Genomic DNA, 22,498 nt, shown 5'->3' with positions numbered 1-22,498 from the left:
GTCATCGCTTCGCGAGCAGCACGGACCCGCCCAGGGGCGTCCCGGGCCGGGTACCTGTTGTGGTGGCGCCGCCCGCGCTAGGCGGTGGGCGGCGAAAGCACGGTCGAATACATGTCGGCCACCCTATCCCTTGCCGACCGGGGTCGTCTCCCGGGCCGGTACGGCCTGATCGGCCGCGGCCGGGTCGGCCAGGACCGGCACGGGCGGGGTCGGTCGGGAGGACTGCGCGATGAAGGCGCCACCGAGCACCAGACCGCCGCCGACGATCTGCCAGGTGGAGAGGTGCTCGCCGAGCAGGATCCAGGCGAACACCGTGGCGACGACCGCCTCCAGGAAGGCCACGACGCCCGCGACCTGGGGCGAGAGCCGGCGCACCGAGACCACACCGGTCAGGTAGGCGAAGACGGTCGCGATCAGCACCACCCAGGCGAGCAGCACCGGCGCGGGCACCATCGTGCCGCCCACGGAGGCCTCGCCGCCCAGCACCTGCCAGTCGATCTCCCAGGGCCGGGCGATCACGGTCATCACGAGGGCGCCGACGAGCATGCCGTACGCGATCACCCCGAGCGGGTCGGGCGCGTCCTCCCCGTCGGCTCCTTGGTCGGCGAAGACGAAATAGAAGGCCTGGCAGCAGGCGGCGGCGAGGCCGAAGAGCACTCCGAGCAGGTCCAGGCTCAGCCCGGCCCAGATCTCGACCACGCAGGCCAGGCCGACGACGGCCACGGCCGCGCCGGCGGCGGCCCCGCGCGTCACGGGCTTGCGCTGCACGAAGCGGATGTAGCCGAGCAGCAGCGCCGGCCCCAGGTACTCCAGCAGCAGGGCCACGCCGACGGGAATGCGCGACAGGGAGGCGAAGTAGAAGGCCTGCACACCCGCGACGGCGATCAGCCCGAAGCCCGCGAGCAGCGCGGGCCTGCGCAGCACGAGGCCACGGTGGCGCCAGGCCAGCGGGGACAGCACGAGCGCCGCCCCGGCCACCCTGAGCCAGACCATGTGGAGGGGATCCAGACCCGCCTCGATCAGCGGCTTCGCCGCCACTCCGGAACCACCGAACGCGAACGCCGAGACGAGGGCCAGGCCCAGTCCGGCATTTCTCCCTGACGCTTGCATCCAGCCATCATGACAGGGCGGGTCAGGACCGTCACCGGGATGACACCTGTTGAGACGGAGTCGAGATCACGGCTCGTCGACCCCGGCCATATCTGACAGGTCGTCAGTATTGAATGTTCCGCCCGCCGGGGCTACCTTCCGCCGCACGTACCCGACGAGAAGGGGTGGTCGCATGGCTGAAGTCACCGCGGAATCACGCATCGAGGCGTCCGCCGCGCAGCTCTGGTCCCAGCTGACGGACTGGGACGCGTACGGGAAGTGGAGCATGACCCACACGAACTTCCCCAAGGGCGGACCCGAGACCCTCGCGGTGGGCGCCACCTTCGCGGAGAACATGAAGATGATGGGCTTCCCCGCCGAGGTCGTCTGGACCGTCTCGGAGCTGGAGGCCGAGCGCCTCTTCGCCATCACCGGCAAGGGCCCGATGGGCGTGGCGGTCCTCACCCGGTACACCCTGATCCCGGACGGCGAGGCCACCACGGTCCGCATCGACGGCGAGTTCACCGGGGCCGCCGTCTCCCTGATGGCGGGCAAGCTCAAGGACTCGGCCACCGCAGCGCTGAACGAGTCGCTGCGCAAGCTGGCCGGCCTGGTCGTCTGACGGCCGGATCGCCCCCGCCGCACAGGAAGGCGCGCCCCGCGAGTTCGTCTCGCGGGGCGCGCCTTGGCGTGCCGTGGCACGCCGGGGCCGGTCGGGCTCAGTGCTCGTCGGCCAGGATCAGGTAGAGCTTCTTACGGGCGTCGTTGATGACGCCGAGCGCCTTCTCCCGCTGCTGCGGGGAGCCGGTCTTGAAGACCTGCCCGAAGGCTTCCATCAGGCCGACGCCGGCCGTCCGGACCTCCTGCATCGCCTCGAAGTCGAAGCCGCGCCCGGCATCCGCCCAGGGGGCGTCCGGACCCGACTCGGCCTCGGTGCGGCCCGCCTCGGTGAGCGTGAACAGCTTCTTGCCGCCCTCGCTCGCACTCGTGATGAGCCCCTCGTCCTCGAGCAGCTGCAGGGTCGGGTAGACCGAACCCGGGCTGGGCTTCCAGGCCCCGCCACTGCGCTCGCCGATCTCCTGGATCATCTCGTAGCCGTGCATCGGCCGGTCGGCGAGCAGCGCCAGGATCGAGGCGCGCACATCGCCGCGCCGGGCCCGGCCCCGCGGTCCGCCGCGTCCGCCGCGGCCACCGAAGGGACCTCCGCCGAAAGGCGGCCCGAACGGGCCGAAGGCGGCGCGCCGCCCCATGAAACCCTCCCGACGATCGGGCCCGCAGTGGTCGTGGCCCCGTCCGTGGTCATGGCCGTGGTCGTGTCCGTGCTGTCCGTGTGAACGCATGACTGCGCTCCTTTCGTCACGTTGTCGTCTGTTCATCGGTTGTCCGATGCCTCCACTATCGGCGACGGCTCGCGATGTGTCAACGATATATCGGAACCCATCGGAATCGTCCTACGGCACCGCCGGCCGACGCCGGCACGACGAGCCCTTCGGCACGACGAACCCGTGACACGCCGGGAGTTCGGGACACCGGCCCTCCGCCGGACCTGACCCGACAGGGCCAGTCACCCCCGATTGGCCTTTGTCGACGATCAAGGAACCGTCCTACCGTCGGGACATGCGCATCCGAATCGTCGACGCCTTCGCCGACCGTCCCTTCCACGGGAACCCCGCCGGAGTCCTGCTCCTCGACACCGCGTTCCCCACGGACGCCTGGCTCCAGCAGGTCGCCTGCGAGATGAACCTCTCCGAGACCGCGTTCGCCCACCCCCTGCCGCCCGGCGGGGACGCCGACTGGGCGCTGCGCTGGTTCACCCCGGCCGCCGAGGTCGACATGTGCGGCCACGCCACCCTCGCGACCGCGCACGTACTGGCCACCAACGGCCTCGCCACGGGACTGATCCGTTTCTCCGCCCGCTGCGGCATCCTGACCGCCGAGACGGCCGAGGACGGCACGATCACCATGGACTTCCCGACGTCCTCGCTCACCCCGGTGCCGGCGCCGGCCGCCGTGGACCACGCCCTCGGCGGCCCCCCGATCCTCTCCGTGCCCGACCCCCCCGCCCACGTCGGCGACCTCGTCGTCGAGCTCGCCGACGAGAAGACCGTCCGCGAGCTGGAGCCGGACCACGCGGCCCTGCGCGCATTCGCCCGGCGGGGTGTGATCGTCACCGCGCCCGCCGAGGATCCCTCCCTCGGGTACGACTTCGTCTCCCGCGGCTTCTTCCCCGCCTTCGGGATCGACGAGGACCCGGTCACCGGAAGCGCCCACACCGCACTCGCCCCGTTCTGGGCGGAGCGGCTGGGCCGCACCGAGCTGACCGGCCTCCAGGGCGGCGCGCGGCGCGGTCTCGTACGGGTGACCCTGGCGGGCGACCGCACCCTGCTGACCGGCCGGGCGGTCACCGTCGTCGACGGCGAACTTCTCGCGTCGCCGCCCGCCGCCTGACCGACGGGGTGACCCGGGGGCACGGACGCGGGACCGCCCGGGTCGGCTCAGCCCGCGTGCCCGCCCCCGTCGCCCTTCGACCGCGCCGCCCTCCGTGCCTTCGCATCGGCCTTCGCATCGGCCTTCGCGCGGGCGGCGGTCCGCCGCTTCTCCTCGTGCTCCACCCAGGCGGCCGAGTCGATCCGCTTGCGGTAGACCTGTGTCGGCTCGGCCGTGCCCAGGTGCACCGTCCATCCCCACAGGGCGGCCGACACGACGAAGAGGACGCCCGCCAGCCCCAGATAGGAGGCGATCTCCTCGGCCTCGGAGGCGCCTTCCTCATGGATGAACCCGGGTACGCCGGCGATGAGCACGTTCACCGACCACGCGAGCGCCGCGTTGAACAGGACGAGGGAGATCCAGTAGACGACCCGCACGGTCTTCGCCGGGCCGCTCAGTTCCCCCAGCAGCAGCAGGCGCCGCAGGGTGACCGGCCCGGTCCGGTGGCGGCCGCCCGTGTCCGCCTTGGCCCGGCGCACCGACGCGTAGCACTCGTCCAGCCAGCGCCCCGGCTCCGGTTCCGGCACGGAGTCGGTCGGCGCCGCCTGCTTGGCCTGGATCCAGCCCGAGAGGAACTGGATCTCCAGCTGGGCCTTCTCCAGGCGCCTGCGGTAGTGGTGGTCCGTGCTGCGCGCCTCGCGGCGGTCGCGGATGAGGAGGCTGATGCCGCCCACCAGGCCGGTGACCACGGGCACGAAGAAGGGCGCGAACGGTACCAAGGTGTCCAGAAGAGCCACCGGGCGCGCCTCCTTGCTCGCCTCCAGCGTCGCACCGCCCCGACGCCCGCCACCGCCCGGAAGGGCCGATCGGGTGGCCCCGCGCCGGGTCACGGTGTCGGCAGCCAGCCCACCTTGCCCGCGAGCAGGGCGTAACCGCCGAAGGCCACGAGGTCGAGGAGCGCGTGCGCGACGACGAGCGGTCCCACCCTGCCCCAGCGCCGGTAGGCGAGGACGAAGACGACGCCCATCACCACGTTGCCGATGAAGCCGCCGATGCCCTGGTAGAGGTGGTACGAGCCGCGCAGCACCGAGCTGGCCAGCAGCGCGGCCATCGGCGACCACCCCAGTTGGCCCAGCCGGCGCAGCAGGTAGGCCAGCACGATGATCTCCTCCACGACGGCGTTCTGCAGTGCGGAGAGGATCAGTACGGGGAACTTCCACCACACGTCGGGCAGCGCCTCGGGCACCACCGTGAGGTTGAAACCGCCGGCCCGGGCTCCCAGGTAGAAGGCCAGCCCGGCGCTGCCGATCCCGGCCGCGACGAGGGCACCCCGGCCCAGGTCCCACCAGGGGCGGGTGCGGTCGAAGCCCAGTACCCGCAGCCCGGGAGCGCCCTCACGGGTCAGCAGGTGCGCCACCAGCAGTACGGGCACCAGGGCGCTCGCGATGCCGAACAGCTGCCAGGCGAGGTCCAGCCAGGGCCGGCCCGGGGCGTAGGAGCCGTTGAGCGTGGCCGCCTGGTCCTTGAGGCCGCCGGGCTTGGTGAGCGAGCCGATGAAGCTGATCAGCGCCGAGACCCCGCTCGCGCCCAGCGACAGCGCGAGGACGAGCAGCGTCTCGGTGCGCAGCAGGCTCCGCCGCCCGTCCTCGTCCAGTTCCAAGAACACCGGCTCCGGCTCCGTCCGCACGCCCGACTCCGTCCTGCCATCCCGTTGCGATCACCCCATACTGCCTCCTCGGCGGACCGGGTGGATCACTGCGGGGCCATCACCGGGATCACGGGGATCACCGGGATCACGGGGATCGCGGGACGGTCTCGGGCGCGCGGCCGGTCAGCGGGCGACGGGCACCGAGGCGCTCACCTCCTCCGCCAAGCCCACCGGCCAGGTGTGCACCGGGTCGCCCTTGTGCATCAGCTCCGTGTACCGCCGGGTCGTCGCCGCCAGCGCCTCGTCCCGCTCCAGTCCGGCGGCGAGCGCCCGGTGGTAGGTGTCCACCTGCCAGGTCGCCCCGTTCACCCGGCGCCGGCAGCGCTCCTCGATGATGCCGAGGTAGTGGTCCCGGTCCGCGGGCTCGATGCCCCAGGCGTCCAGCCCCGCCGCCGCCATCGGCAGCAGCTCGTCCAGGACCAGCCGGACGGCGGGCACGCTCGCCAGCCCCCCGGCCCGGCCCCGGCGCGGCCACCGCAGCCGCGCGTCGATCCCGTACCGGCAGGCCGCGTCGAAGTTCGCCTCCGCCTCGGCGAAGGGCAGCCGGGTCCACACCGGTCGCGGTTCGTCCGCGAGGGTGCGTACGAGCCCGTAGTAGAAGGCGGCGTTGGCGACGACGTCGGCGACGGTGGGCCCGGCCGGCAGCACCCGATTCTCCACCCGCAGGTGCGGCACCCCGTCGGCGACCCCGTACACGGGCCGGTTCCACCGGTAGACGGTGCCGTTGTGCAGGACCAGCTCCTGCAACCCCGGCACCCCGCCCTCGGCCAGCACCCGCAGGGGGTCCTCCTCGTCGCATATCGGCAGCAGGGCGGGGAAGTAGCGGACGTTCTCGGCGAAGAGCTCGTACGCCGAGTCCACCCACCGCTCCCCGAACCAGGTGCGCGGCCGCACGCCCTGCGCCTGGAGCTCGGGCGGCCTGGTGTCGGTGGCCTGCGTGAACAGCGGCGGCCGCGACTCCCGCCACAACTCACGCCCGAACAGGAAGGGCGAGTTGGCGCCTACGGCTATCTGTACCGCGGCCACCGCCTGCGCCGCGTTCCACACCGCCGAGAACCGCGCCGGGGTCACCTGCAGATGCAGTTGTACGGAAGTGCAGGCGGCCTCCGGCACGATCGACCCGGAGGTCCAGATCAGCCGTTCGACGCCGTCGATGTCGAGCGTGAAGTCCTCCCCGCGCATCATCAGGATCTGCTCGTTGAGCAGCGAGTAGCGGTCCACCGCCGAGAGGTTCGCGGTGACCAGGTCCGCGCGGGAGATCGTCGGCAGAATGCCGATCATCACCACCCCGGCGTCGATCTCCGCGGCCTGCCTGTGGGCATAGCCGAGCCCGGCGCTGAGTTCCTCGGCGAGCTGGTCGAATACCCGGCCGCCGAGCCGGTGCGGAAGGACGTTCACCTCCAGATTGAACATTCCCAGTTCGGTCTGGAAATCGGTGCTCGCAATCCGCTCCAGCACCTGGGCATTCACCATTCTCGGCATCCCGTCGGCACCCGCGAGATTCAGCTCGATCTCCAGTCCCATCATGTTCTTGGGGCGATCGAACCTCTTCTCCGCCAGGAGCCGCTCCAGTCCCTCCAGACACTCGTGGAGCTTCCTTCGATACCGCTGCCGATCGGACAGGTCGAATCCGCCTGCCACGACCTTCTCCCCCATCGAAGCGTCCCTCCTCGAGTGGGCCTGGCCCGTGACACCCAGGCGCGCGTTACGGTCGATGATGCCCCGGCAGCGTGATCCATAACGCCCGAGGGGCGTGCGTGGCGAGGAGCGCGCGCCGGTTTGGCCGAAGGGCGCTTCGGCACATTCACCTGGCAAGTCGCGCTATGCAAATTCCGCCCCGACTTTGCCTTGTTCGGATAACCGACGCTTTCCAGCCGAGCCCCCGTCCGGTAACCTCCGAGGTCAGCGCGACATGTTCGCGTGCATCCGGCATGAATGCCATGTCAGCGGGTCCGGTTAGCGCCTTGCCGGCAATAGGCGGGACAGCTAGCCGAAACACTGTGTGAACACATGTCGTATAAACTCCGCAAACGAGGCAGAGAGTTGGCGCGCGGCCATTGCCCCTCGGCCCCCCTCTGGCCCCAGAATGCGAGTCCGCACCTGCCCCCGTTCCACCGGTCTCCCAAGTGAGAGGCGACCCACCATGCCGCTGCATGTCCCTCCGGCTCCCGCGCCCGCCCTGCGCAGCGTCCTCGCGGCACTCGGTTCCCCCACCGCCGTCCACGAGGCGCACACCCCGGCCCTGCGTGCGATCCAGGGGCCGCTGACCGCCGAACTCCCCCTTCCGGTCCACGTCCTCGACCGGTTGGGCATGTCCAACCTCGCGGCCGGCGGCAGGCCGCCGCGTACCCGGCTCACGGGCTGGCGGTTCCTGATCCGCAGCGGGGACCGCTACGTCGCGGCGGCCGACACCCGGCTGACTCCCGACGGCTGGGTCTTCTCCCATTTCTTCGAGGGCCCCTACGTCGCGGCCACCGAACGCGCCCTGCGCCAGGCGGAGTCCCTCACGACCGGCTACCAGCCACGACTGCTGTCGGTACCGGAGCTCTACATGCTGACCCTGTGGCTGCACGGGGCGGTGGGTGCGGACGCCGCCGCCGGGCTGCCGGCCGGCGAGGACCTGCTGGTGCCCCTCGCCCCGGCCCCGCCCGGCATCGCCGCGCACCGGCCGCATCCGGTCTCCGAGCTGTTGCCCGTACTGACCCGTCGGCTGACCCCGGCACCGACGGCGGCGCCCTCCTCCCTGGCCGCGCCAGCCGCCTGACCCGAATCACCCATTCGACCTAGTCCCTCCGGGCCACTTGCGAACCATCCGAAATGACAGGGGAGTTGGCCTGAACCGCCCGCACGAGTGATGCGTCATCAATCTGTGAGGACAGCTGCAGGGAAATACCTGCGAAGCAGCTGTCATGGGGGAAGACTGATGACACGCTCCCCGCGGGTGCGGGGATGACCCAGGGGGACGGCCATGAATCACGCATCGAGCCGTAGCACACAGACCACACCGCAGCGAAAGAACGCATCCATGTGCCAGCACCAGCCAGCCTGCCCGTCAGCCGAATCCGCCGACCGGGAGGCCGCACGCCCGGTGGCCAACCACCCGGAGCAGGGCTGGAGCCTGCTGTGCAATGGCGTCCTGCTCTTCGAGGACACCGGTGAACTGCTGCCGGACGGCCAGATCATCGCCCCGCACCGCCCGCTCGCGGCGGCCTAGGCGATCGAGCTGTCCGGCCGCCGGTAGAACGACGAAGGGGCCGGTCCGGGAGACTCCTCCCGGACCGGCCCCTTACTCATGTCAGGCGTCGTACTCGTCAAGCGGCGGGCAGGAGCACACCAGGTTGCGGTCGCCGAACGCACCGTCGATGCGGCGCACCGGCGGCCAGTACTTCTCGGCGGCCGTGACCCCGCCCGGGAAGACGGCCTCGTCCCGGGTGTACGGGTGGTTCCACTCGCCGCCCAGCGCCGCCGCGGTGTGCGGGGAGTTGGCCAGCGGGTTGTCGTCCACCGGCCACTCGCCGCCCGCGACCCGCTCGATCTCGCCGCGGATGGCGATCATCGCGTCGCAGAAGCGGTCGATCTCGGCGAGGTCCTCGGACTCCGTCGGCTCGATCATCAGCGTGCCGGCGACCGGGAAGGACATGGTCGGCGCGTGGAAGCCGTAGTCGATCAGACGCTTGGCGATGTCGTCCACGCTCACGCCCGTGGCCTTCGACAGCGGCCGCAGGTCGATGATGCACTCGTGCGCGACCAGGTTGCCCGGGCCGGTGTAGAGCACCGGGTAGTGCGGCTCCAGGCGCTTGGCGATGTAGTTGGCACCGAGCACCGCCACCTGGGTGGCGCGCTTGAGGCCCTCGCCACCCATCAGGCGCACGTACGACCACGAGATCGGCAGGATGCCCGCCGAACCCCACGGAGCGGCCGAGATCGGGCCGACGCCGGTCTCCGGTCCCGCGGCGGGCTGCAGCGGGTGGTTCGGCAGGTACGGGGCCAGGTGCGCTCGGACACCGACCGGGCCGACGCCCGGACCGCCGCCGCCGTGCGGGATGCAGAAGGTCTTGTGCAGGTTCAGGTGCGAGACGTCGCCGCCGAAGTGACCCGGCTTGGCCAGGCCCACCAGGGCGTTCAGGTTGGCGCCGTCGACGTAGACCTGGCCGCCGGCCTCGTGCACCTGGGCGCAGATGTCGGCGACGTGCTCCTCGAACACACCGTGCGTCGAGGGGTAGGTGATCATCAGCACGGCGAGCTCGTCGCGGTGCTGCTCGATCTTGGCGCGCAGGTCGGCCGCGTCCACCTCGCCGTCGTCGGCGGTCTTGACGACGACGACCTTCATACCGGCCATCACGGCGCTGGCGGCGTTGGTGCCGTGCGCGGAGGACGGGATCAGGCAGACGGTGCGCTGCTCGTCACCGTTCGCGCGGTGGTAGGCGCGGACGGCCAGCAGACCGGCGAGCTCACCCTGGGAGCCGGCGTTCGGCTGGATGGAGACCTTGTCGTAGCCGGTCACCTCGCAGAGACGTTCCTCCAGCTCGTTGATGAGCGTGAGGTAGCCCTCGGCCTGCTCCGCCGGCGCGAAGGGGTGCAGCTGACCGAACTCGGGCCAGGTCACCGGCTCCATCTCGGTGGTCGCGTTGAGCTTCATGGTGCAGGAGCCCAGCGGGATCATGCCGCGGTCCAGCGCGTAGTCCTTGTCCGAGAGCTTGCGCAGGTAGCGCAGCATCGCGGTCTCGGAGCGGTGCTGGTGGAAGACCGGGTGCGTCAGGTACGCGTCCGAGCGCAGCAGGCCCTCGGGCAGCGTGTCGGCCGTGGTCTCGTCGAGCGCCTCGATCTCGGCGGTGACGCCGAAGGCGGCCCAGACGGCCTCGATGTCGGCGCGCAGGGTGGTCTCGTCGCAGGCGACCGAGACGAGGTCGGCGTCGACCTGGAACAGGTTGACCCCGCCCTCGCGGGCGGCGGCGACGACCTCGGCGGCACGGCCCGGGACGCGGGCGGTGATGGTGTCGAAGTACGAGCCGTGCACGATCTCGACCCCGCCGGCCGTCAGACCGGCGGCGAGCAGCGCGGCGTAGCGGTGGGTGCGGTTCGCGATCGTCCGCAGGCCGTCCGGGCCGTGGTAGACGGCGTACATGCCGGCCATGACGGCGAGCAGCACCTGAGCGGTACAGATGTTGCTGGTGGCCTTCTCACGGCGGATGTGCTGCTCGCGGGTCTGGAGCGCGAGGCGGTAGGCCTTGTTGCCGTCCGCGTCCACGGAGACGCCGACGAGGCGGCCGGGCAGCGAGCGGGCGTGCTTGTCCTGGACGGCCATGTAGCCGGCGTGCGGTCCGCCGAAGCCCATCGGGACGCCGAAGCGCTGGGTGGTGCCGACGGCGATGTCCGCGCCGAGCGAACCCGGGGAGGTCAGCAGGGTCAGCGCGAGCAGGTCCGCGGCGACGGCGACGACGGCGCCGAGCTCGTGGGCCTGGTCGATGACCGGCTTGATGTCCCGGACGGCACCGGAGGCACCCGGGTACTGGACCAGGACACCGTAGATGCCGCGCTCGGCGACCTCGGCCGGGATACCGGCGGACAGGTCGGCGACGACGACCTCGATGCCGATCGGCTCGGCGCGGGTCTCGATGACGGCGATGGTCTGCGGCAGCGCGTCGGCGTCCACCAGGAAGACGTTGCCCTTGGACTTGCCCACGCGGCGGGCCAGGGTCATGGCCTCGGCGGCCGCGGTGCCCTCGTCGAGCAGCGAGGCGCCCGAGGTCGGCAGCCCGGTCAGCTCGGCGACGACCGTCTGGAAGTTCAGGAGCGCCTCGAGGCGGCCCTGGGAGATCTCCGGCTGGTAGGGCGTGTACGCCGTGTACCAGGCCGGGTTCTCCATGACGTTGCGGAGGATCACCGGCGGCGTGAAGGTCCCGTAGTAGCCGAGACCGATCATCGGGGAGAGGACCTGGTTACGGTCGGCCAGCGAACGCAGCTCGGCCAGCACCTCGGCCTCGGTACGCGCCTCGGGCAGGTCGAGCGCCTCGGCGGTCTTGATCACATCCGGGACCGCGGCAGCGGTCAGTTCGTCCAGGGAGCCATAGCCCACCTGGGCGAGCATCTTCGCCTGCGCCTCGGCATCCGGGCCGATGTGGCGCTGTTCGAAGGGGATGCCTCGCTCCAGCTGGGAGAGCGGAATGCGGTTGGCGGTCATGTACGGAGGCCTCCTGGTCGTATGACCTGCGAGGGGCACCACGGCGCGGGCACCCGGACGGCCTCCCCCTCTGTCATCTGCACCTGAGAGTTTCACCGGAGTCACGGGGGTCTCCCGAGGATCCGGCTTTCACCGTCGGTGAGGAGGGGGACCGGCACTGCGCCCGGTACCCGCCCTGCTTTCCAGAGTGGCCTCGTCCGTGCGGTACGTATGCCTGAGAGATTCCGGGGAGGATTTGCTCCTTCGGCGCCTCCGTCTTGTTCACTCGGAGGACTCTCCCGCACAGGGTCGACAGCCGTTCACCAGCGTACCAGCGAGGATCTGGACCCTCCCCGAGTGGCCTCCGCTGCGAATATGCACTTCTGTAGTCATTACGGAGCAGTTGCGACCTTTTGGAGGGACCGTGCAGACCGACATCGATCCGCGCAGCCTGATCGGCCGCAAGGCGTTCGACCGCAACGGCACCAAGATCGGCACGATCGACGAGGTCTACCTCGACGATGCCACGGGCGTCCCGGAATGGGCCGCGGTCCGGACGGGGCTCTTCAGCCGGGACGCGTTCGTTCCTCTGGAGCCGAGCGAGCTGGTGGGCGACACCCTGCGGGTGCCCTTCGAACGCGCCCTGATCAGGGACGCCCCGGACTTCGGTGTCGGGCGCCACCTCTCCCCGGAACAGGAGTTGCAGCTCTACCACCACTACGGACTGGACACGACCCTGCCGACGGACTTCAACCGCGACTTCGGCCGCCTGGCGGGTGACGAGAGCTGAGCGGAGCCGGGCCCTCCCACAAGGCTGTCCCTCAAGGCTTTCCCTCGGGTCCGTCCCTCAGGGCTTTCCCTCGGGTCCGTCCCCCACCAGCGGCAGCGGATCGGACGGCTCCAGCTCGGGGTCGTCCACCCGGAAGGTTCGCACCCGGCCGGGCTCCGATCCGGGCTGCTCGAATCGCACGGTCACCCGCCCGACCCCGCTGCCCTGCACCCATCCGGGCCCGTACACGGCATGCCGTACGTCGCTCCCGGCCGTCCAGCGCCTTTCGGGGGCCTGCTCCGGCTCCCCGGGCGGCTCCGCGGCCCCGTGGGGACCCTCGGCCTCCACCTCGGCCGCACCGGCCGCCACAGCTCCCTCTCCGGCCCCGTCCGTCCTGCCCGTCCTGCCCGTCCTGTCGGCCACATCGGCCCCGCCCGTCCCGTCCGCCCCGTCCGGCTCAGCGGCGAGCGACTGCGCGAACAGGTCCTCCTGCGTGTAGTCCGCCAGGCCGCTCACCCCGACCCCCAGCAGTCGCACCCCGCCCGTGGTGTCCACACCCTCCAAAAGCCGCGCCGCCGCCTCCCGCACCACCGCCGGGTCGTCCGTGGGCCCCCGCAGGGTCTCGGACCGGGTCAGCGTGGAGAAGTCGTACCGGCGCACCTTGAGCACGATGGTGCGTCCTGAGTGCCCCGAATCCCGCAGCCGCCGCACGCACCGGTCGGCGAGCCGCTGCACCTCGCCGCGGATCCTGACCCGGTCGTGCAAATCCACGTCGAAGGTGTCCTCGACCGACACCGACTTCGCGTCCCGCTCCGCGACCACCGGCCGGTCGTCCAGTCCGAGCGCCATCCGGTACAGCCCGGCACCGGCCGAGCGGCCGACCATCCGGACCAGCTCGTCCTCCCCGGCCTCCGCCAGCTCCCCCACCGTGGTGATCCCGGCCCGGCGCAGGTGCTCGCCCGTGGCCGGCCCCACCCCGGGCAGGGTCCGTACCGACATCGGCGCGAGCAGCTCTCGCTCCGTCCCCGGCTCGATCAGCAGCAGCCCGGCCGGCTTGGCCTCCTCGGAGGCCACCTTGGCCAGCATCTTGGACCCGGCCAGGCCCACCGACCCGCTGAGCCCTGTGGCGGCCCGGATGTCCGCCCGCAGCCGCTCCCCCGTCTCCCGCGCGCCGCGCGAGTCGAAGGCCACCCCGCCCGCCTCCAGGTCCACGAAGGCCTCGTCCAGGCTCAGCGGCTCCACCAGGGGCGACAGCTCGCGCAACAGGGCCATCACCACGTCGCTGACCTGCCGGTAGAGACTGAAGCGGGGGATCAGGTACGCGCCGTTCGGGCAGAGCCGCCGCGCCTGCCCCATCGGCATCGCGGAGTGCACCCCGAAGCGCCTGGCCTCGTACGAGGCCGTGGCGACGACCCCACGTGGCCCGAGGCCGCCGACGATGACCGCTTTGCCCCGCAGGCTCGGCTTCGACGCCTGCTCCACGGAGGCGTAGAAGGCATCCATGTCCAGATGCAGGATGGTCGGCGCGGCTCTCACAGCCCGATGCTGCCCTACGCCACTGACAACGCCTCGGCTCGGGTCACACGGCCCGGTTGCGGCGGGCGGCCAGCTCGTCCGTCGGGTTGTGCCGGACCAGGGTCTCGCCGGTGTCCACCCGCTCCCCGTGCAGCTGTGCCAGCGCGCTCTCGACGTCGCTCCACACCACGCCCACGGCGATGCCGAAGATGCCCTGCCCGCCCTGGAGCAGGCTCACGACCTGGTCCGGCGAGGTGCACTCGTACACGGTGGCGCCGTCGCTCATCAGCGTCATCCGTTCGAGGTCCGAGAACTCGCGGTCCTGCAGGTGCTGGACCGCCGTGCGGATGTTCTGCAGCGCCACCCCGGTGTCCAGGAAGCGCTTGACGATCTTGAGGACCACGACGTCGCGGAAGCTGTAGAGCCGCTGCGTCCCCGTCCCGTAGACGGCCCGCACGCTGGGCTCCACCAGCCCGGTCCGGGCCCAGTAGTCGAGCTGTCGGTAGGTGATGCCGGCCGCGGCGCACGCCGTCGGCCCGCGGTAGCCGATCTGCTCGGGCTCCGGGTCACCGCTCACCGGTCCGACCGGCGTCGACTCCGGCTGACGGCGCGCGGAACCGACCGCACCGCCGTGCAGCGGGTACGGCCCAGCCTCACTCCGTGCGGGGGTGCCCCCGGTCGTACCGTCGCCCGTGATCCTCACGCCGACCCTCCGTCCTTGACCTGCCCACCTTGAAGGTAGGCAGTCACCAGGGGTGCGTCAACGATCGCCACACTCGGCACGCCGAGTGATAATCACCCTGAGAGTGGTTTCCCGTATCCCTTTGCGGGGAAAGGCTAATCGAATGGGCTGAAGATCCCCGAGGACGACGCGGCCGACATCTCACTGCGGGCCGGTACCGAAGTCCTCCGGCGAGATCTGGTCGAGGAACTCGCGGAACTTCTCCACCTCGTCCTCCTGCTCGTCCGGAATGGCGATTCCGGCGTCGTCCAGCACGCCGTCACTGCCGTAGATCGGCGTCCCCGTCCGCAGGGCGAGGGCTATGGCGTCGGAAGGGCGCGCACTCACCTCGACCCCGCTGGCGAAGACGAGCTCCGCGTAGAAGACGCCCTCCCGCAGATCCGTGATCCGGACCTCGGTGAGCTCCTCGCCGATCGCCTCCAGCACGTCCTTGAACAGGTCGTGCGTCAGCGGTCGGGCAGGGGCCATCCCCTGCTGCGCGAAGGCAATGGCGGTCGCCTCCCCTGGACCGATCCAGATGGGGAGGTACCGGTCGCCTCCCACTTCACGCAGGAGCACGATCGGTTGGTTGGAGGGCATTTCCACCCGGACACCCACAACGTCGAGCTCGTTCACACAGCAACCCTAGGACCTGCTCGGCAGGTTTGGGTAGTCGGGCCCCCCACCTCAGGGCAGCCGAACCCCGAGAGCGGTCTGTACGAGGGCCTCGTGGAGCCGTACGGAGAGCCCCGCGAGCTCCTTCAAGGTGGCCTCCGCGTGAGCCCTGGTCTGCGGGTTGCGATGCCGGCGCAGCGGTGCGACGACCTGCTCCACCAGCCCCGCCTCGCGGTCCGCGGCGGCCTTCATCGCTCGCAGGTGCCGCGGTTCCAGCCCGAAGCGGCCGAGGTCGGCCACCAGCCTGGCCACGGTGACCGCTTCGGCGTCGAATCCACCGTCCGCGCCCTCGGCGAGCAGCCCGTACGACTCCCACTCGACCAGCTGCACCTCGTCCACCCCGGCGGCCGCGAGGAGCTCAGCCCGGCCCACCCGGGCCACGGTGGGGCGCTCCCGCCCCACTTCGCCGTAGACGGCCGCCGGTCCGGACGGGTCGGCGGAGTCCCCGTGCGCGGTGGGCGCCGGGATGCGGATCTGTTCCCCACGGGCGAGCGCGTCGAGCTGCTCACGGATGACCTTCAGCGGCAGGTAGTGGTCGCGCTGCAGACGCAGGATGCGCGCGAGCCGCTCCACGTCCTCGGTGCTGAACTTGCGGTATCCCGAAGGTGTGCGTCGGGGCTCGACGAGTCCCTCCGCCTCCAGGAAACGGATCTTCGAGATGGTGACTTCGGGAAACTCGTCACGCAGCGTGGTGAGCACCGTGCCGATGCTCACCAGCCGCCCGGCCGGGCCGGCGGTGCCGGCGGTGCCACTTCGCGGGGCACCGCCGGTCGGGGTACGCAGCATGGAACCTTCCCTAAAAGGGTCAGATGCCCCGCAGGCTCGCGTAGAAGACCAGCCGGTACTTGCCGATCTGCACCTCGTCGCCGTTCTGCAGAGCGACGGAGTCGATCGGTTCACGGTTCACGTACGTGCCGTTGAGGCTGCCGACATCGGCGACGGTGAAGCCGCCCTCCTGGCTCCGGCGGAATTCGACATGGCGCCGGGAGACGGTGACGTCGTCCAGGAAGATGTCGCTCTGCGGGTGGCGGCCGGCCGTGGTCAGCTCACCGTCCAGCAGGAAACGACTCCCGGAGTTGGGGCCGCGCCGCACGATGAGCAGAGCGGAACCGGGGGGCAGCGCTTCCACCGCGGCCTGGGCCTCGGGGGACAGCGAGGAGGACGACACGTGCGGTTGTCCCGACACCTCGGCCTCGTAGGCCTCGAGGCCCGAGATCGAGATCGTGGACGTGGTCTCCGAGGCACGCTCCGGCGTCAGACCCGCCCGCAGCGGCGCACCGCAGTTCGAGCAGAACCGACTGGCCGCATCGCTGCGGTGTCCGCACCTGCTGCAAATCTGCTCGGCCGACATGGACGGCTCCTCGCGCCGCGGGTACCCCGCGGATGCATTGGTGGCATACGGGTCGGGGGTAAACCCTCCACCCGCACTTGAGGTTGATGGTTCACCGAAACCTATGCGTCCGGTACCAGCAGGGTCAACAGACGACGCGCCGGGGGCACCCGGAACATCACCCGCGCCGGCGACTTCGTCGCGGAAGAGCGGCCGGTCGCCCTGCCCTTCCACGTCCCCCTGCCCGGCGCGGTGCCGTGCCGCGCCGCCTTCCTCGCGGTTCTTCTTGCCGAACAACTTCTCAAACAACTTCACGGGCGATTCCCCTTGACCGAAATAGACCCGCCCGTGGGGCAGGACGAACTCCGAATGCAGACACCTGCCGACCCGGACATTCTCACAACGTCCGTAACCACCAGACAGTTTCCACCACGCACCGCGACTTCGGTGCGCCGACCCCCCGCAGGCGTCCGCCCGCGTGGGCCGCTCCACTCTTCACTCCGCATCATGACGATGACGACCGAGCGTAGTCAGGCTGCTTCGCAGCCCGCAAGGCATCCACAACGATCTTCGCCGACCGTGTGACGGCGACGGTGGCCTGCTCCTTCTCCAGCGTCTGGACGACACCGCCGGGGATGTTCAGCGCGGGCTCCAGATCCTGGGGCTTGCCGATCACCTTGAACTCATAGGGTTGTGTGATCTTCTTACCGTCGATGGCGACCCCGCCGTCCTCGTCCGAGAAGTACGAGCTTGCCACGATGCGCACCCCGTTGATCTGGATCGCCTCCGCCCCGGCCGCCCGCAGCTCCTGCAGCGTGTCCAACAGCTGGTCGGACTGCACCTGACCCGTGGGATCCGTGATCTTCAGCGTGATGCCCGGCCCCTGGGCTGCCACGGTACCGGCCAGGATGCCGAGTTGGCGTTCCTTCTCGACGGTCTGTCTGCGAGCCTCCTCGGCCTGGTCGGAGCTGCTCTCCAGCTCCTTGCGCTGGTCCTCCAGTCGCTGCTTCTCGTCCTCCAGGCGCTTGGTCCGCCCGTCGAGCTCGTCGAGGATCCGCACGAGGTCCTCCTGGCGGGCCCCGCGCAGCGCGCTGGAGTCGCTGTTGGACCGGACCTGGATCGCCAGACCGAGGCCCAGGACGAACAGGAGCAGCGCGACGATCAGTTGGGCCCGGCTCACCCGCGGGGGCCACAGCCCGGCCGCGAGCCGCTGCCGACCGGTCTCCTCGGGCTGCGCCGGCGCCTCCGCGGAAGCCTCCGAGGGCTCCGGTGCCTGCGGGGGCTGCGGGGGCTGCCCGGGCTCCGAAGACCGCGGCGGCTGCGGGGTCTGCGGCGGCTGCGCGGACTGCGGCGGCTCAGGAGACTTCTGGGGCTCCGGGGACTTCGGGGGCTCCGGCGGCCGGCCCGTGCCCTCCGGCTCCTCCGGGTTGTCGTTCGTACTCATCGGCCTCACGCCCGGAACACGTGCCGGCGGATGGCCGCGGCGTTGGAGAAGATGCGGATGCCGAGGACCACGACCACACCCGTGGACAGCTGCGAACCGACCCCGAGCTTGTCACCGAGGAAGACGATCAGCGCGGCCACGACCACGTTCGACAGGAACGACACCACGAAGACCTTGTCCACGAAGATGCCGTCCAGCATCGCGCGGAGGCCGCCGAACACCGCGTCCAGCGCCGCCACGACGGCGATCGGCAGATATGGCTCCACCACGGCCGGCACTTCGGGCCGGACCAGAAGTCCGGCCACCACTCCGGCCAAGAGGCCCAGTACCGCGATCACGATGCACCCTTCTGCTGCTCTGCCGGTGTAGCTGTACGTACGGTCAGGCTCGACGCGGCCGGCAGCCGCAGGTCGTCCGCCGGGGACAGGGCGGAACGGATCCCGTAGCTCTCCTGCAGCACGTGCAGGTACTGTCCGTCCGCCGAGTCCTGGAAGGCCGTGCCGAGCCGCTTCTTGTCCCCCACCGCCAGTACTTCGTACGGCGGCACCAGCGGCCTGTTGTCGACCAGTATCGCGTCACCCGCGGCCCTGATCGCCGACAGTTCGGTCAGCCGCTGGCCGTTGATGGAGATGGCCTCCGCCCCGGACTGCCACAGCCCGTTGACGATCTTCTGCATGTCCCGGTCACGGAGCCGGCCGGTGTCCGAGAAGCCCGAGCTCTCGCGCGGTTTGCCACCGCCGCCCGACGAGGCGCCCTTCGCGTCGTCCACCACCAGCTTGATCCCCGGCCCGCGGACCTCCGTGGCACCCGCCAGCAGGGCCACGAGCTCGCCCTGGCCCCCGCCGGGCTGCTTCAGCGCCGCGCGCTGGCGGGCCGCGACATCGGTCCTGAGGCGGTCGATGTCACGCTCCAGGCCGTGCGTGCGGTCGTCCGCCCGCTCCACCCGGTCGATCAGTTCCTGACGCTCCTTGGCCAGCACCGGCGCCGCTATCCGTGCCTCGGCCGCACCGAGCGTGACGACCATGGCGGTGACGACGAGCCCGGCGGCGAGCCCCAGTTTCGCCTTGAGGGTGCGTGGCAGGCCCGCCGTGCCCTCCGCCTCGCGCCGGGCCGCGGCCTCCGCGTAGCCCTCGTCGAGACTGTGGTCCATCACGTGCGTCAGCAGCGACATGGAGGCGTCCGGGCGCGCAGGGGCCGGCGACGCCGGAGTCCGGTTGTGGGGCGGCTGCGACATGCCGCACATCGTCGCATGTCGGCAGCGCAGTCACCCAATGCGTCCATCCGGTGGGCCGGGCCGGCACTCCCGTACCCGGCCCCCGGACGTCCGCCCTACGTCATCGCACGCCCGGCACCTCAGTGCCCGGCGCCCTCCACCACGCCCGCCCACTCGTCGAGGAGGGCCTGTGCGGTGCCGTCGTCGGGGCCCTCGGCCCACAGGTGGGTGACCGCTTCCGCCGGGTCCGGCAGGACCAGCGCCCACCGTCCGTCGGCCTCGACCACCCGCACCCCGTCGGTGGTGTCCACCTGACGGTCTCCGGCCACCTCCACGACCCGCCGCATGACGAGCCCCTTCACCGCCCAGGGTGTCGCCACGTCCCGCCTGAGCACGTGGGCCCGCGGAATCCGTGCGTCGATCTGGCTCAGCGTGAGCTGCGTACGCGCCACCAGCCCGAGCAGCTGGACGAACGCGGCCGAGCCGTCGAAGACACTGCTGAACTCGGGAACGATGAAGCCGCCCTGGCCGTCGCCACCGAAGATGGTGTTCTCCGCCCGGCCCACCCGGGTCAGGTCGTCGGGCGAGGTCGTCGTCCACTCGACCTGCGTACCGTGGTAGGCCGCCACCTGCTCGGCCACTCGCGTCGTGGTCACCGGCAGCGCGACCTTGCCGCTGCGCTTCTCCGCGGCCACCAGGTCGAGCATCACCAGCAGCGCCCGGTCGTCCTCGATGATCCGCCCGCGCTCGTCCACCAGCGAGATCCGCTCGCCCACCGGGTCGAACCGCACCCCGAAGGCGGCCCTCGCCGAGGCCACGATCTCCCCCAGCCGCACCAGCCCGGCCCGCCGGGAATCCCTGGTCTCGGTCGGCCGGGACTCGTCGAGCCCCGGATTGATCGTCAGCGCGTCCACACCGAGCCGACCCAGCAAGCTGGGCAGAACCAGTCCGGCGCTTCCGTTCGAGGCGTCCACGACCACCTTGAGCCCGGCATCGGCGATGCCGGTGGTGTCCACCCGCCGCAGCAGCGAGCCGGTGTAGGCGTCGAAGACACTGCCCGGGAACTGCAGGTCTCCGATCTCTCCGGGGAACGCCCGCCGGTACTCCTGGCGCGCGTACACCCGGTCCAGCTTGCGCTGCCCCTGGAGCGAGAGGTCCGCTCCCCGCTCGTCCAGGAACATGATGTCCACGGAGTCCGGCACACCCGGCGAGGTCCGTAGGACGATCCCGCCGGCGCTGCCGCGCGCGGTCTGCTGCCGCGCCACCGGCAGCGGTACGTTCTCCAGGTCCCGTACGTTGATGGCGCTGGCCTGGAGCGCCGAGATCACGGCCCGCTTGAGCGCTCGGGCTCCTCGGGAGTGGTCACGGGCCGTGGTGACGGTCGCCCCCTTCTTCAGGGTCGTGGCGTAGGCGCCGGCGAGCCGGACCACCACCTCGGGGGTGATCTCCACGTTCAGGATTCCGGAGACCCCACGCGCCCCGAACAGATGCGCCTGGCCGCGGGACTCCCAGATCACCGACTCGTTGACGAAGGCGCCGGCCTCGATCGTCTTGAAGGGGTAGACCCGCACGTTCCCCTGAACGATCGATTCCTCACCGATGAGGCACTCGTCACCGATGACGGCGCCGTCCTCGATCCGCGCAGCCCGCATGATGTCGGTGTTCTTGCCGATGACGCAGCCGCGGAGATTGCTGTGGGGCCCGATGTACACGTTGTCGTGGACGACGGCCCGGTGCAGGAAGGCTCCGCCCTTGACGACGACGTTCGACCCGATGACGGTGTGCTCGCGGATCTCGGCGCCGGCCTCGACCTTGGCGTAGTCCCCGATGTACAGCGGCCCGCGCAGCACGGCGTCGGGACTCACCTCGGCCCCTTCGGCGATCCAGACCCCGGGGGAGATCTCGAAGCCGTCCATCTCGATCTGAACCTTGCCCTCGAGCACGTCGGCCTGCGCCTTGAGGTAGCTCTCGTGCGTACCGACGTCCTCCCAGTAGCCCTCGGCGACATAGCCGTAGATGGGCCGGCCTTCCTTCATCAGCTGGGGGAAGACATCGCCGGACCAGTCGACGGAGACATCCGGGTCCACGTAGTCGAAGACCTCGGGCTCCATGACGTAGATGCCCGTGTTGACGGTGTCCGAGAAGACCTGTCCCCAGGTCGGCTTCTCCAGGAACCGCTCGACCTTGCCCTGCTCGTCCACGATCGTGATGCCGAATTCCAGTGGGTTCGGCACCCGGGTCAGGCACACCGTGACGAGGGCGCCCTTCTCCTTGTGGAAGCGGATCAGATCGGTGAGGTCGAAGTCGGTGAGCGCATCGCCGGAAATGACGACGAAGGCATCGTCCTTCAGGGCCTCCTCGGCATTCTTCACGCTGCCGGCAGTGCCGAGTGGCTTCTCCTCGTGGGCATAGGTGAGCTCCATTCCGAGCTCTTCGCCATCCCCGAAATAGTTCTTGACGAGTGACGCCAGGAACTGCACGGTGACCACGGTCTCGCTGAGCCCATGCCGCTTGAGCAGCCTGAGCACATGCTCCATGATCGGCCGGTTGGCCACCGGCAGGAGCGGCTTGGGCATGCTCGAAGTCATGGGGCGAAGACGCGTGCCCTCGCCACCGGCCATCACGACGGCCTTCATGTCGGAAGAGTCCTCCTTGAGAGACGACAGTCGTACCGACCCTCACCCGTCTCGGTCGGTGACTTCGCAACTCCTCCGCGTCATCCGGCGCCGGGCGGGCTCAATCGGCCGTGGAGTCAGCCTTCACCAGACGGCGGACTTGAACCACGTAAAGGATTCCTGCCCACCAATAGAGGGTTGTACCCCATACGGCGAACGCCCATCCGAAAACTGCGGCCAACCAGGCCAACCAGCCGCTTCCGTCACTGAGCAGGAGCAAGGGAAACGCGTACATCAGGTTGAAGGTGGCGGCCTTGCCGAGGAAGTTGACCTGCGGCGGCGGATATCCGTGACGGCGCAGGATCCACACCATGACCAGCAACATCAGCTCGCGCGCCAGCAACGCTCCGGTGAGCCACAGCGGCAGGATCTCGCGATAAGTCAGACCGAAGAGGGTCGACAGGATGTAGAGCCGGTCGGCGGCGGGATCGAGCAGCCGGCCGAGCTTGCTGATCTGATTCCAGCGCCGTGCGAGCTTCCCGTCGAGGTAGTCGCTGATCCCGCTGAGCATGAGGACGGCAAGAGCCCACCCGTCGTACTCCGCGAGGATCAGCCACAAGAACAGGGGCACGCCGGCCAGGCGAGCCATGCTCAGGATGTTCGGAATGGTGAAAATTCGGTCAGTCTGAACCCGAGTCTCCTGGACCTCCACCCGGGGGCCTCCACTGTGACTGTAGAAATCGGTCGTTCGATGCCCCCTGACCCTACAGGAGACCGCACACGTGTCCTGAACGCAGAAAAGCCCCGCACCGACCCCATAAGGGCTGGTGCT

General features: G+C 70.4%; 21 protein-coding genes and 1 riboswitch. Of the genes, 5 read left to right on the top strand and 16 right to left on the bottom strand.

Translation table 11 applies throughout. The annotated features are described in order from the left end of the window. Positions 1 to 123: 123 nt before the first annotated feature. Positions 124 to 1,110 carry an EamA family transporter gene (locus AB8A24_RS13025; RefSeq protein WP_328964176.1) on the bottom strand — a complete coding sequence of 329 codons (987 nt, stop codon included), beginning with the start codon at positions 1,108 to 1,110 and terminating at the stop codon, positions 124 to 126. A gap of 172 nt (positions 1,111 to 1,282) precedes the next feature. On the opposite strand from AB8A24_RS13025, the gene AB8A24_RS13020 reads away from it, so the two are divergent. Continuing rightward, a complete protein-coding gene (locus AB8A24_RS13020) occupies positions 1,283 to 1,711 on the top strand; it encodes an SRPBCC family protein (protein ID WP_328964175.1) in 429 nt (142 codons plus the stop codon). Positions 1,712 to 1,808: 97 nt separating this feature from the next. Here AB8A24_RS13020 and AB8A24_RS13015 read toward each other — a convergent pair whose 3' ends face one another. Then, complete coding sequence (locus tag AB8A24_RS13015) at positions 1,809 to 2,429, bottom strand: PadR family transcriptional regulator (RefSeq protein ID WP_369475667.1); 621 nt, start codon at positions 2,427 to 2,429, stop codon at positions 1,809 to 1,811. A 277-nt stretch (positions 2,430 to 2,706) separates the two neighbouring features. Between AB8A24_RS13015 and AB8A24_RS13010 the strand changes: the two genes are divergently transcribed. Beyond that, positions 2,707 to 3,537 (top strand): PhzF family phenazine biosynthesis protein, encoded by an 831-nt coding sequence (locus AB8A24_RS13010; RefSeq protein ID WP_369475665.1) that lies wholly within the window; start codon positions 2,707 to 2,709, stop codon positions 3,535 to 3,537. Positions 3,538 to 3,584: 47 nt separating this feature from the next. Here AB8A24_RS13010 and AB8A24_RS13005 read toward each other — a convergent pair whose 3' ends face one another. The 3 genes from AB8A24_RS13005 to AB8A24_RS12995 all read right to left on the bottom strand — a co-directional run bounded on the left by AB8A24_RS13005 (position 3,585) and on the right by AB8A24_RS12995 (position 6,880). Beyond that, positions 3,585 to 4,313, bottom strand: coding sequence for a hypothetical protein (locus tag AB8A24_RS13005; protein ID WP_328964172.1), 729 nt, complete (start codon positions 4,311 to 4,313; stop codon positions 3,585 to 3,587). 89 nt (positions 4,314 to 4,402) lie between these two features. Beyond that, positions 4,403 to 5,203, bottom strand: a complete 801-nt coding sequence (locus AB8A24_RS13000) for a CPBP family intramembrane glutamic endopeptidase (protein ID WP_328964171.1) — start codon at positions 5,201 to 5,203, stop codon at positions 4,403 to 4,405. 144 nt (positions 5,204 to 5,347) lie between these two features. Beyond that, complete coding sequence (locus AB8A24_RS12995; RefSeq protein ID WP_328964170.1) at positions 5,348 to 6,880, bottom strand: glutamate-cysteine ligase family protein; 1,533 nt, start codon at positions 6,878 to 6,880, stop codon at positions 5,348 to 5,350. Between the two features lie 487 nt (positions 6,881 to 7,367). On the opposite strand from AB8A24_RS12995, the gene AB8A24_RS12990 reads away from it, so the two are divergent. Both AB8A24_RS12990 and AB8A24_RS12985 read left to right on the top strand, forming a co-directional pair. Next, positions 7,368 to 7,988 (top strand): hypothetical protein, encoded by a 621-nt coding sequence (locus AB8A24_RS12990; RefSeq protein ID WP_328964169.1) that lies wholly within the window; start codon positions 7,368 to 7,370, stop codon positions 7,986 to 7,988. A gap of 261 nt (positions 7,989 to 8,249) precedes the next feature. Then, positions 8,250 to 8,438, top strand: coding sequence for a DUF5999 family protein (locus AB8A24_RS12985; protein ID WP_030009772.1), 189 nt, complete (start codon positions 8,250 to 8,252; stop codon positions 8,436 to 8,438). Between the two features lie 81 nt (positions 8,439 to 8,519). On the opposite strand, the gene gcvP is transcribed toward AB8A24_RS12985, so the two are convergent. Continuing rightward, a complete protein-coding gene (gene gcvP, locus AB8A24_RS12980) occupies positions 8,520 to 11,405 on the bottom strand; it encodes an aminomethyl-transferring glycine dehydrogenase (RefSeq protein ID WP_369475661.1) in 2,886 nt (961 codons plus the stop codon). Between the two features lie 192 nt (positions 11,406 to 11,597). Next, a riboswitch (glycine riboswitch) is annotated at positions 11,598 to 11,696 on the bottom strand. Between the two features lie 112 nt (positions 11,697 to 11,808). On the opposite strand from gcvP, the gene AB8A24_RS12975 reads away from it, so the two are divergent. Next, on the top strand, positions 11,809 to 12,174 hold the full coding sequence (locus tag AB8A24_RS12975; protein WP_328964167.1) for a PRC-barrel domain-containing protein: 366 nt from the start codon (positions 11,809 to 11,811) through the stop codon (positions 12,172 to 12,174). A gap of 57 nt (positions 12,175 to 12,231) precedes the next feature. Here AB8A24_RS12975 and AB8A24_RS12970 read toward each other — a convergent pair whose 3' ends face one another. From AB8A24_RS12970 to AB8A24_RS12925, 10 genes are all read right to left on the bottom strand, one after another. Continuing rightward, positions 12,232 to 13,689, bottom strand: a complete 1,458-nt coding sequence (locus AB8A24_RS12970) for a DNA polymerase IV (protein WP_369475659.1) — start codon at positions 13,687 to 13,689, stop codon at positions 12,232 to 12,234. A 43-nt stretch (positions 13,690 to 13,732) separates the two neighbouring features. Further along, positions 13,733 to 14,371 carry a MerR family transcriptional regulator gene (locus tag AB8A24_RS12965; protein ID WP_369475657.1) on the bottom strand — a complete coding sequence of 213 codons (639 nt, stop codon included), beginning with the start codon at positions 14,369 to 14,371 and terminating at the stop codon, positions 13,733 to 13,735. Positions 14,372 to 14,551: 180 nt separating this feature from the next. Then, complete coding sequence (locus AB8A24_RS12960; RefSeq protein ID WP_030009777.1) at positions 14,552 to 15,025, bottom strand: bifunctional nuclease family protein; 474 nt, start codon at positions 15,023 to 15,025, stop codon at positions 14,552 to 14,554. A gap of 51 nt (positions 15,026 to 15,076) precedes the next feature. Beyond that, positions 15,077 to 15,850 (bottom strand): MerR family transcriptional regulator, encoded by a 774-nt coding sequence (locus AB8A24_RS12955; RefSeq protein WP_030718784.1) that lies wholly within the window; start codon positions 15,848 to 15,850, stop codon positions 15,077 to 15,079. Positions 15,851 to 15,869: 19 nt separating this feature from the next. After that, positions 15,870 to 16,817: an FHA domain-containing protein gene (locus AB8A24_RS12950; RefSeq protein ID WP_328966056.1), complete on the bottom strand. Its 948-nt coding sequence runs from the start codon at positions 16,815 to 16,817 to the stop codon at positions 15,870 to 15,872. A gap of 82 nt (positions 16,818 to 16,899) precedes the next feature. Then, positions 16,900 to 17,838, bottom strand: coding sequence for a DUF881 domain-containing protein (locus tag AB8A24_RS12945; RefSeq protein ID WP_369475653.1), 939 nt, complete (start codon positions 17,836 to 17,838; stop codon positions 16,900 to 16,902). 5 nt (positions 17,839 to 17,843) lie between these two features. Continuing rightward, positions 17,844 to 18,176 (bottom strand): small basic family protein, encoded by a 333-nt coding sequence (locus AB8A24_RS12940; RefSeq protein WP_030010496.1) that lies wholly within the window; start codon positions 18,174 to 18,176, stop codon positions 17,844 to 17,846. Then, positions 18,173 to 19,081, bottom strand: a complete 909-nt coding sequence (locus AB8A24_RS12935) for a DUF881 domain-containing protein (RefSeq protein ID WP_030718779.1) — start codon at positions 19,079 to 19,081, stop codon at positions 18,173 to 18,175. The genes AB8A24_RS12940 and AB8A24_RS12935 overlap by 4 nt, the downstream gene beginning before the upstream one ends. A 110-nt stretch (positions 19,082 to 19,191) precedes the next feature. Then, positions 19,192 to 21,687 carry a mannose-1-phosphate guanyltransferase gene (locus tag AB8A24_RS12930; protein ID WP_328964163.1) on the bottom strand — a complete coding sequence of 832 codons (2,496 nt, stop codon included), beginning with the start codon at positions 21,685 to 21,687 and terminating at the stop codon, positions 19,192 to 19,194. A 100-nt stretch (positions 21,688 to 21,787) separates the two neighbouring features. Further along, positions 21,788 to 22,378, bottom strand: coding sequence for a CDP-alcohol phosphatidyltransferase family protein (locus AB8A24_RS12925; protein WP_030718774.1), 591 nt, complete (start codon positions 22,376 to 22,378; stop codon positions 21,788 to 21,790). Between the last annotated feature and the right edge of the window lie 120 nt (positions 22,379 to 22,498).

This window comes from Streptomyces sp. BF23-19, from assembly GCF_041106355.1.
GTDB classification, from domain to species: domain Bacteria; phylum Actinomycetota; class Actinomycetes; order Streptomycetales; family Streptomycetaceae; genus Streptomyces; species Streptomyces virginiae_A.
This window is presented reverse-complemented; position numbering and strand designations above follow the sequence as displayed.

Bases quoted from the DNA above. Each gene is read 5' to 3' on its own strand.
- AB8A24_RS12995 (WP_328964170.1), bottom strand. From the start codon at position 6,880: ATGGGGGAGAAGGTCGTGGCAGGCGGATTCGACCTGTCCGATCGGCAG.
- AB8A24_RS13015 (WP_369475667.1), bottom strand. From the start codon at position 2,429: ATGCGTTCACACGGACAGCACGGACACGACCACGGCCATGACCACGGA.
- AB8A24_RS12930 (WP_328964163.1), bottom strand. From the start codon at position 21,687: ATGAAGGCCGTCGTGATGGCCGGTGGCGAGGGCACGCGTCTTCGCCCC.
- AB8A24_RS13025 (WP_328964176.1), bottom strand. From the start codon at position 1,110: ATGCAAGCGTCAGGGAGAAATGCCGGACTGGGCCTGGCCCTCGTCTCG.
- gcvP (WP_369475661.1), bottom strand. From the start codon at position 11,405: ATGACCGCCAACCGCATTCCGCTCTCCCAGCTGGAGCGAGGCATCCCC.
- AB8A24_RS12955 (WP_030718784.1), bottom strand. From the start codon at position 15,850: ATGCTGCGTACCCCGACCGGCGGTGCCCCGCGAAGTGGCACCGCCGGC.
- AB8A24_RS13020 (WP_328964175.1), top strand. From the start codon at position 1,283: ATGGCTGAAGTCACCGCGGAATCACGCATCGAGGCGTCCGCCGCGCAG.
- AB8A24_RS12985 (WP_030009772.1), top strand. From the start codon at position 8,250: ATGTGCCAGCACCAGCCAGCCTGCCCGTCAGCCGAATCCGCCGACCGG.
- AB8A24_RS12935 (WP_030718779.1), bottom strand. From the start codon at position 19,081: ATGTGCGGCATGTCGCAGCCGCCCCACAACCGGACTCCGGCGTCGCCG.
- AB8A24_RS13010 (WP_369475665.1), top strand. From the start codon at position 2,707: ATGCGCATCCGAATCGTCGACGCCTTCGCCGACCGTCCCTTCCACGGG.
- AB8A24_RS12990 (WP_328964169.1), top strand. From the start codon at position 7,368: ATGCCGCTGCATGTCCCTCCGGCTCCCGCGCCCGCCCTGCGCAGCGTC.
- AB8A24_RS12945 (WP_369475653.1), bottom strand. From the start codon at position 17,838: ATGAGTACGAACGACAACCCGGAGGAGCCGGAGGGCACGGGCCGGCCG.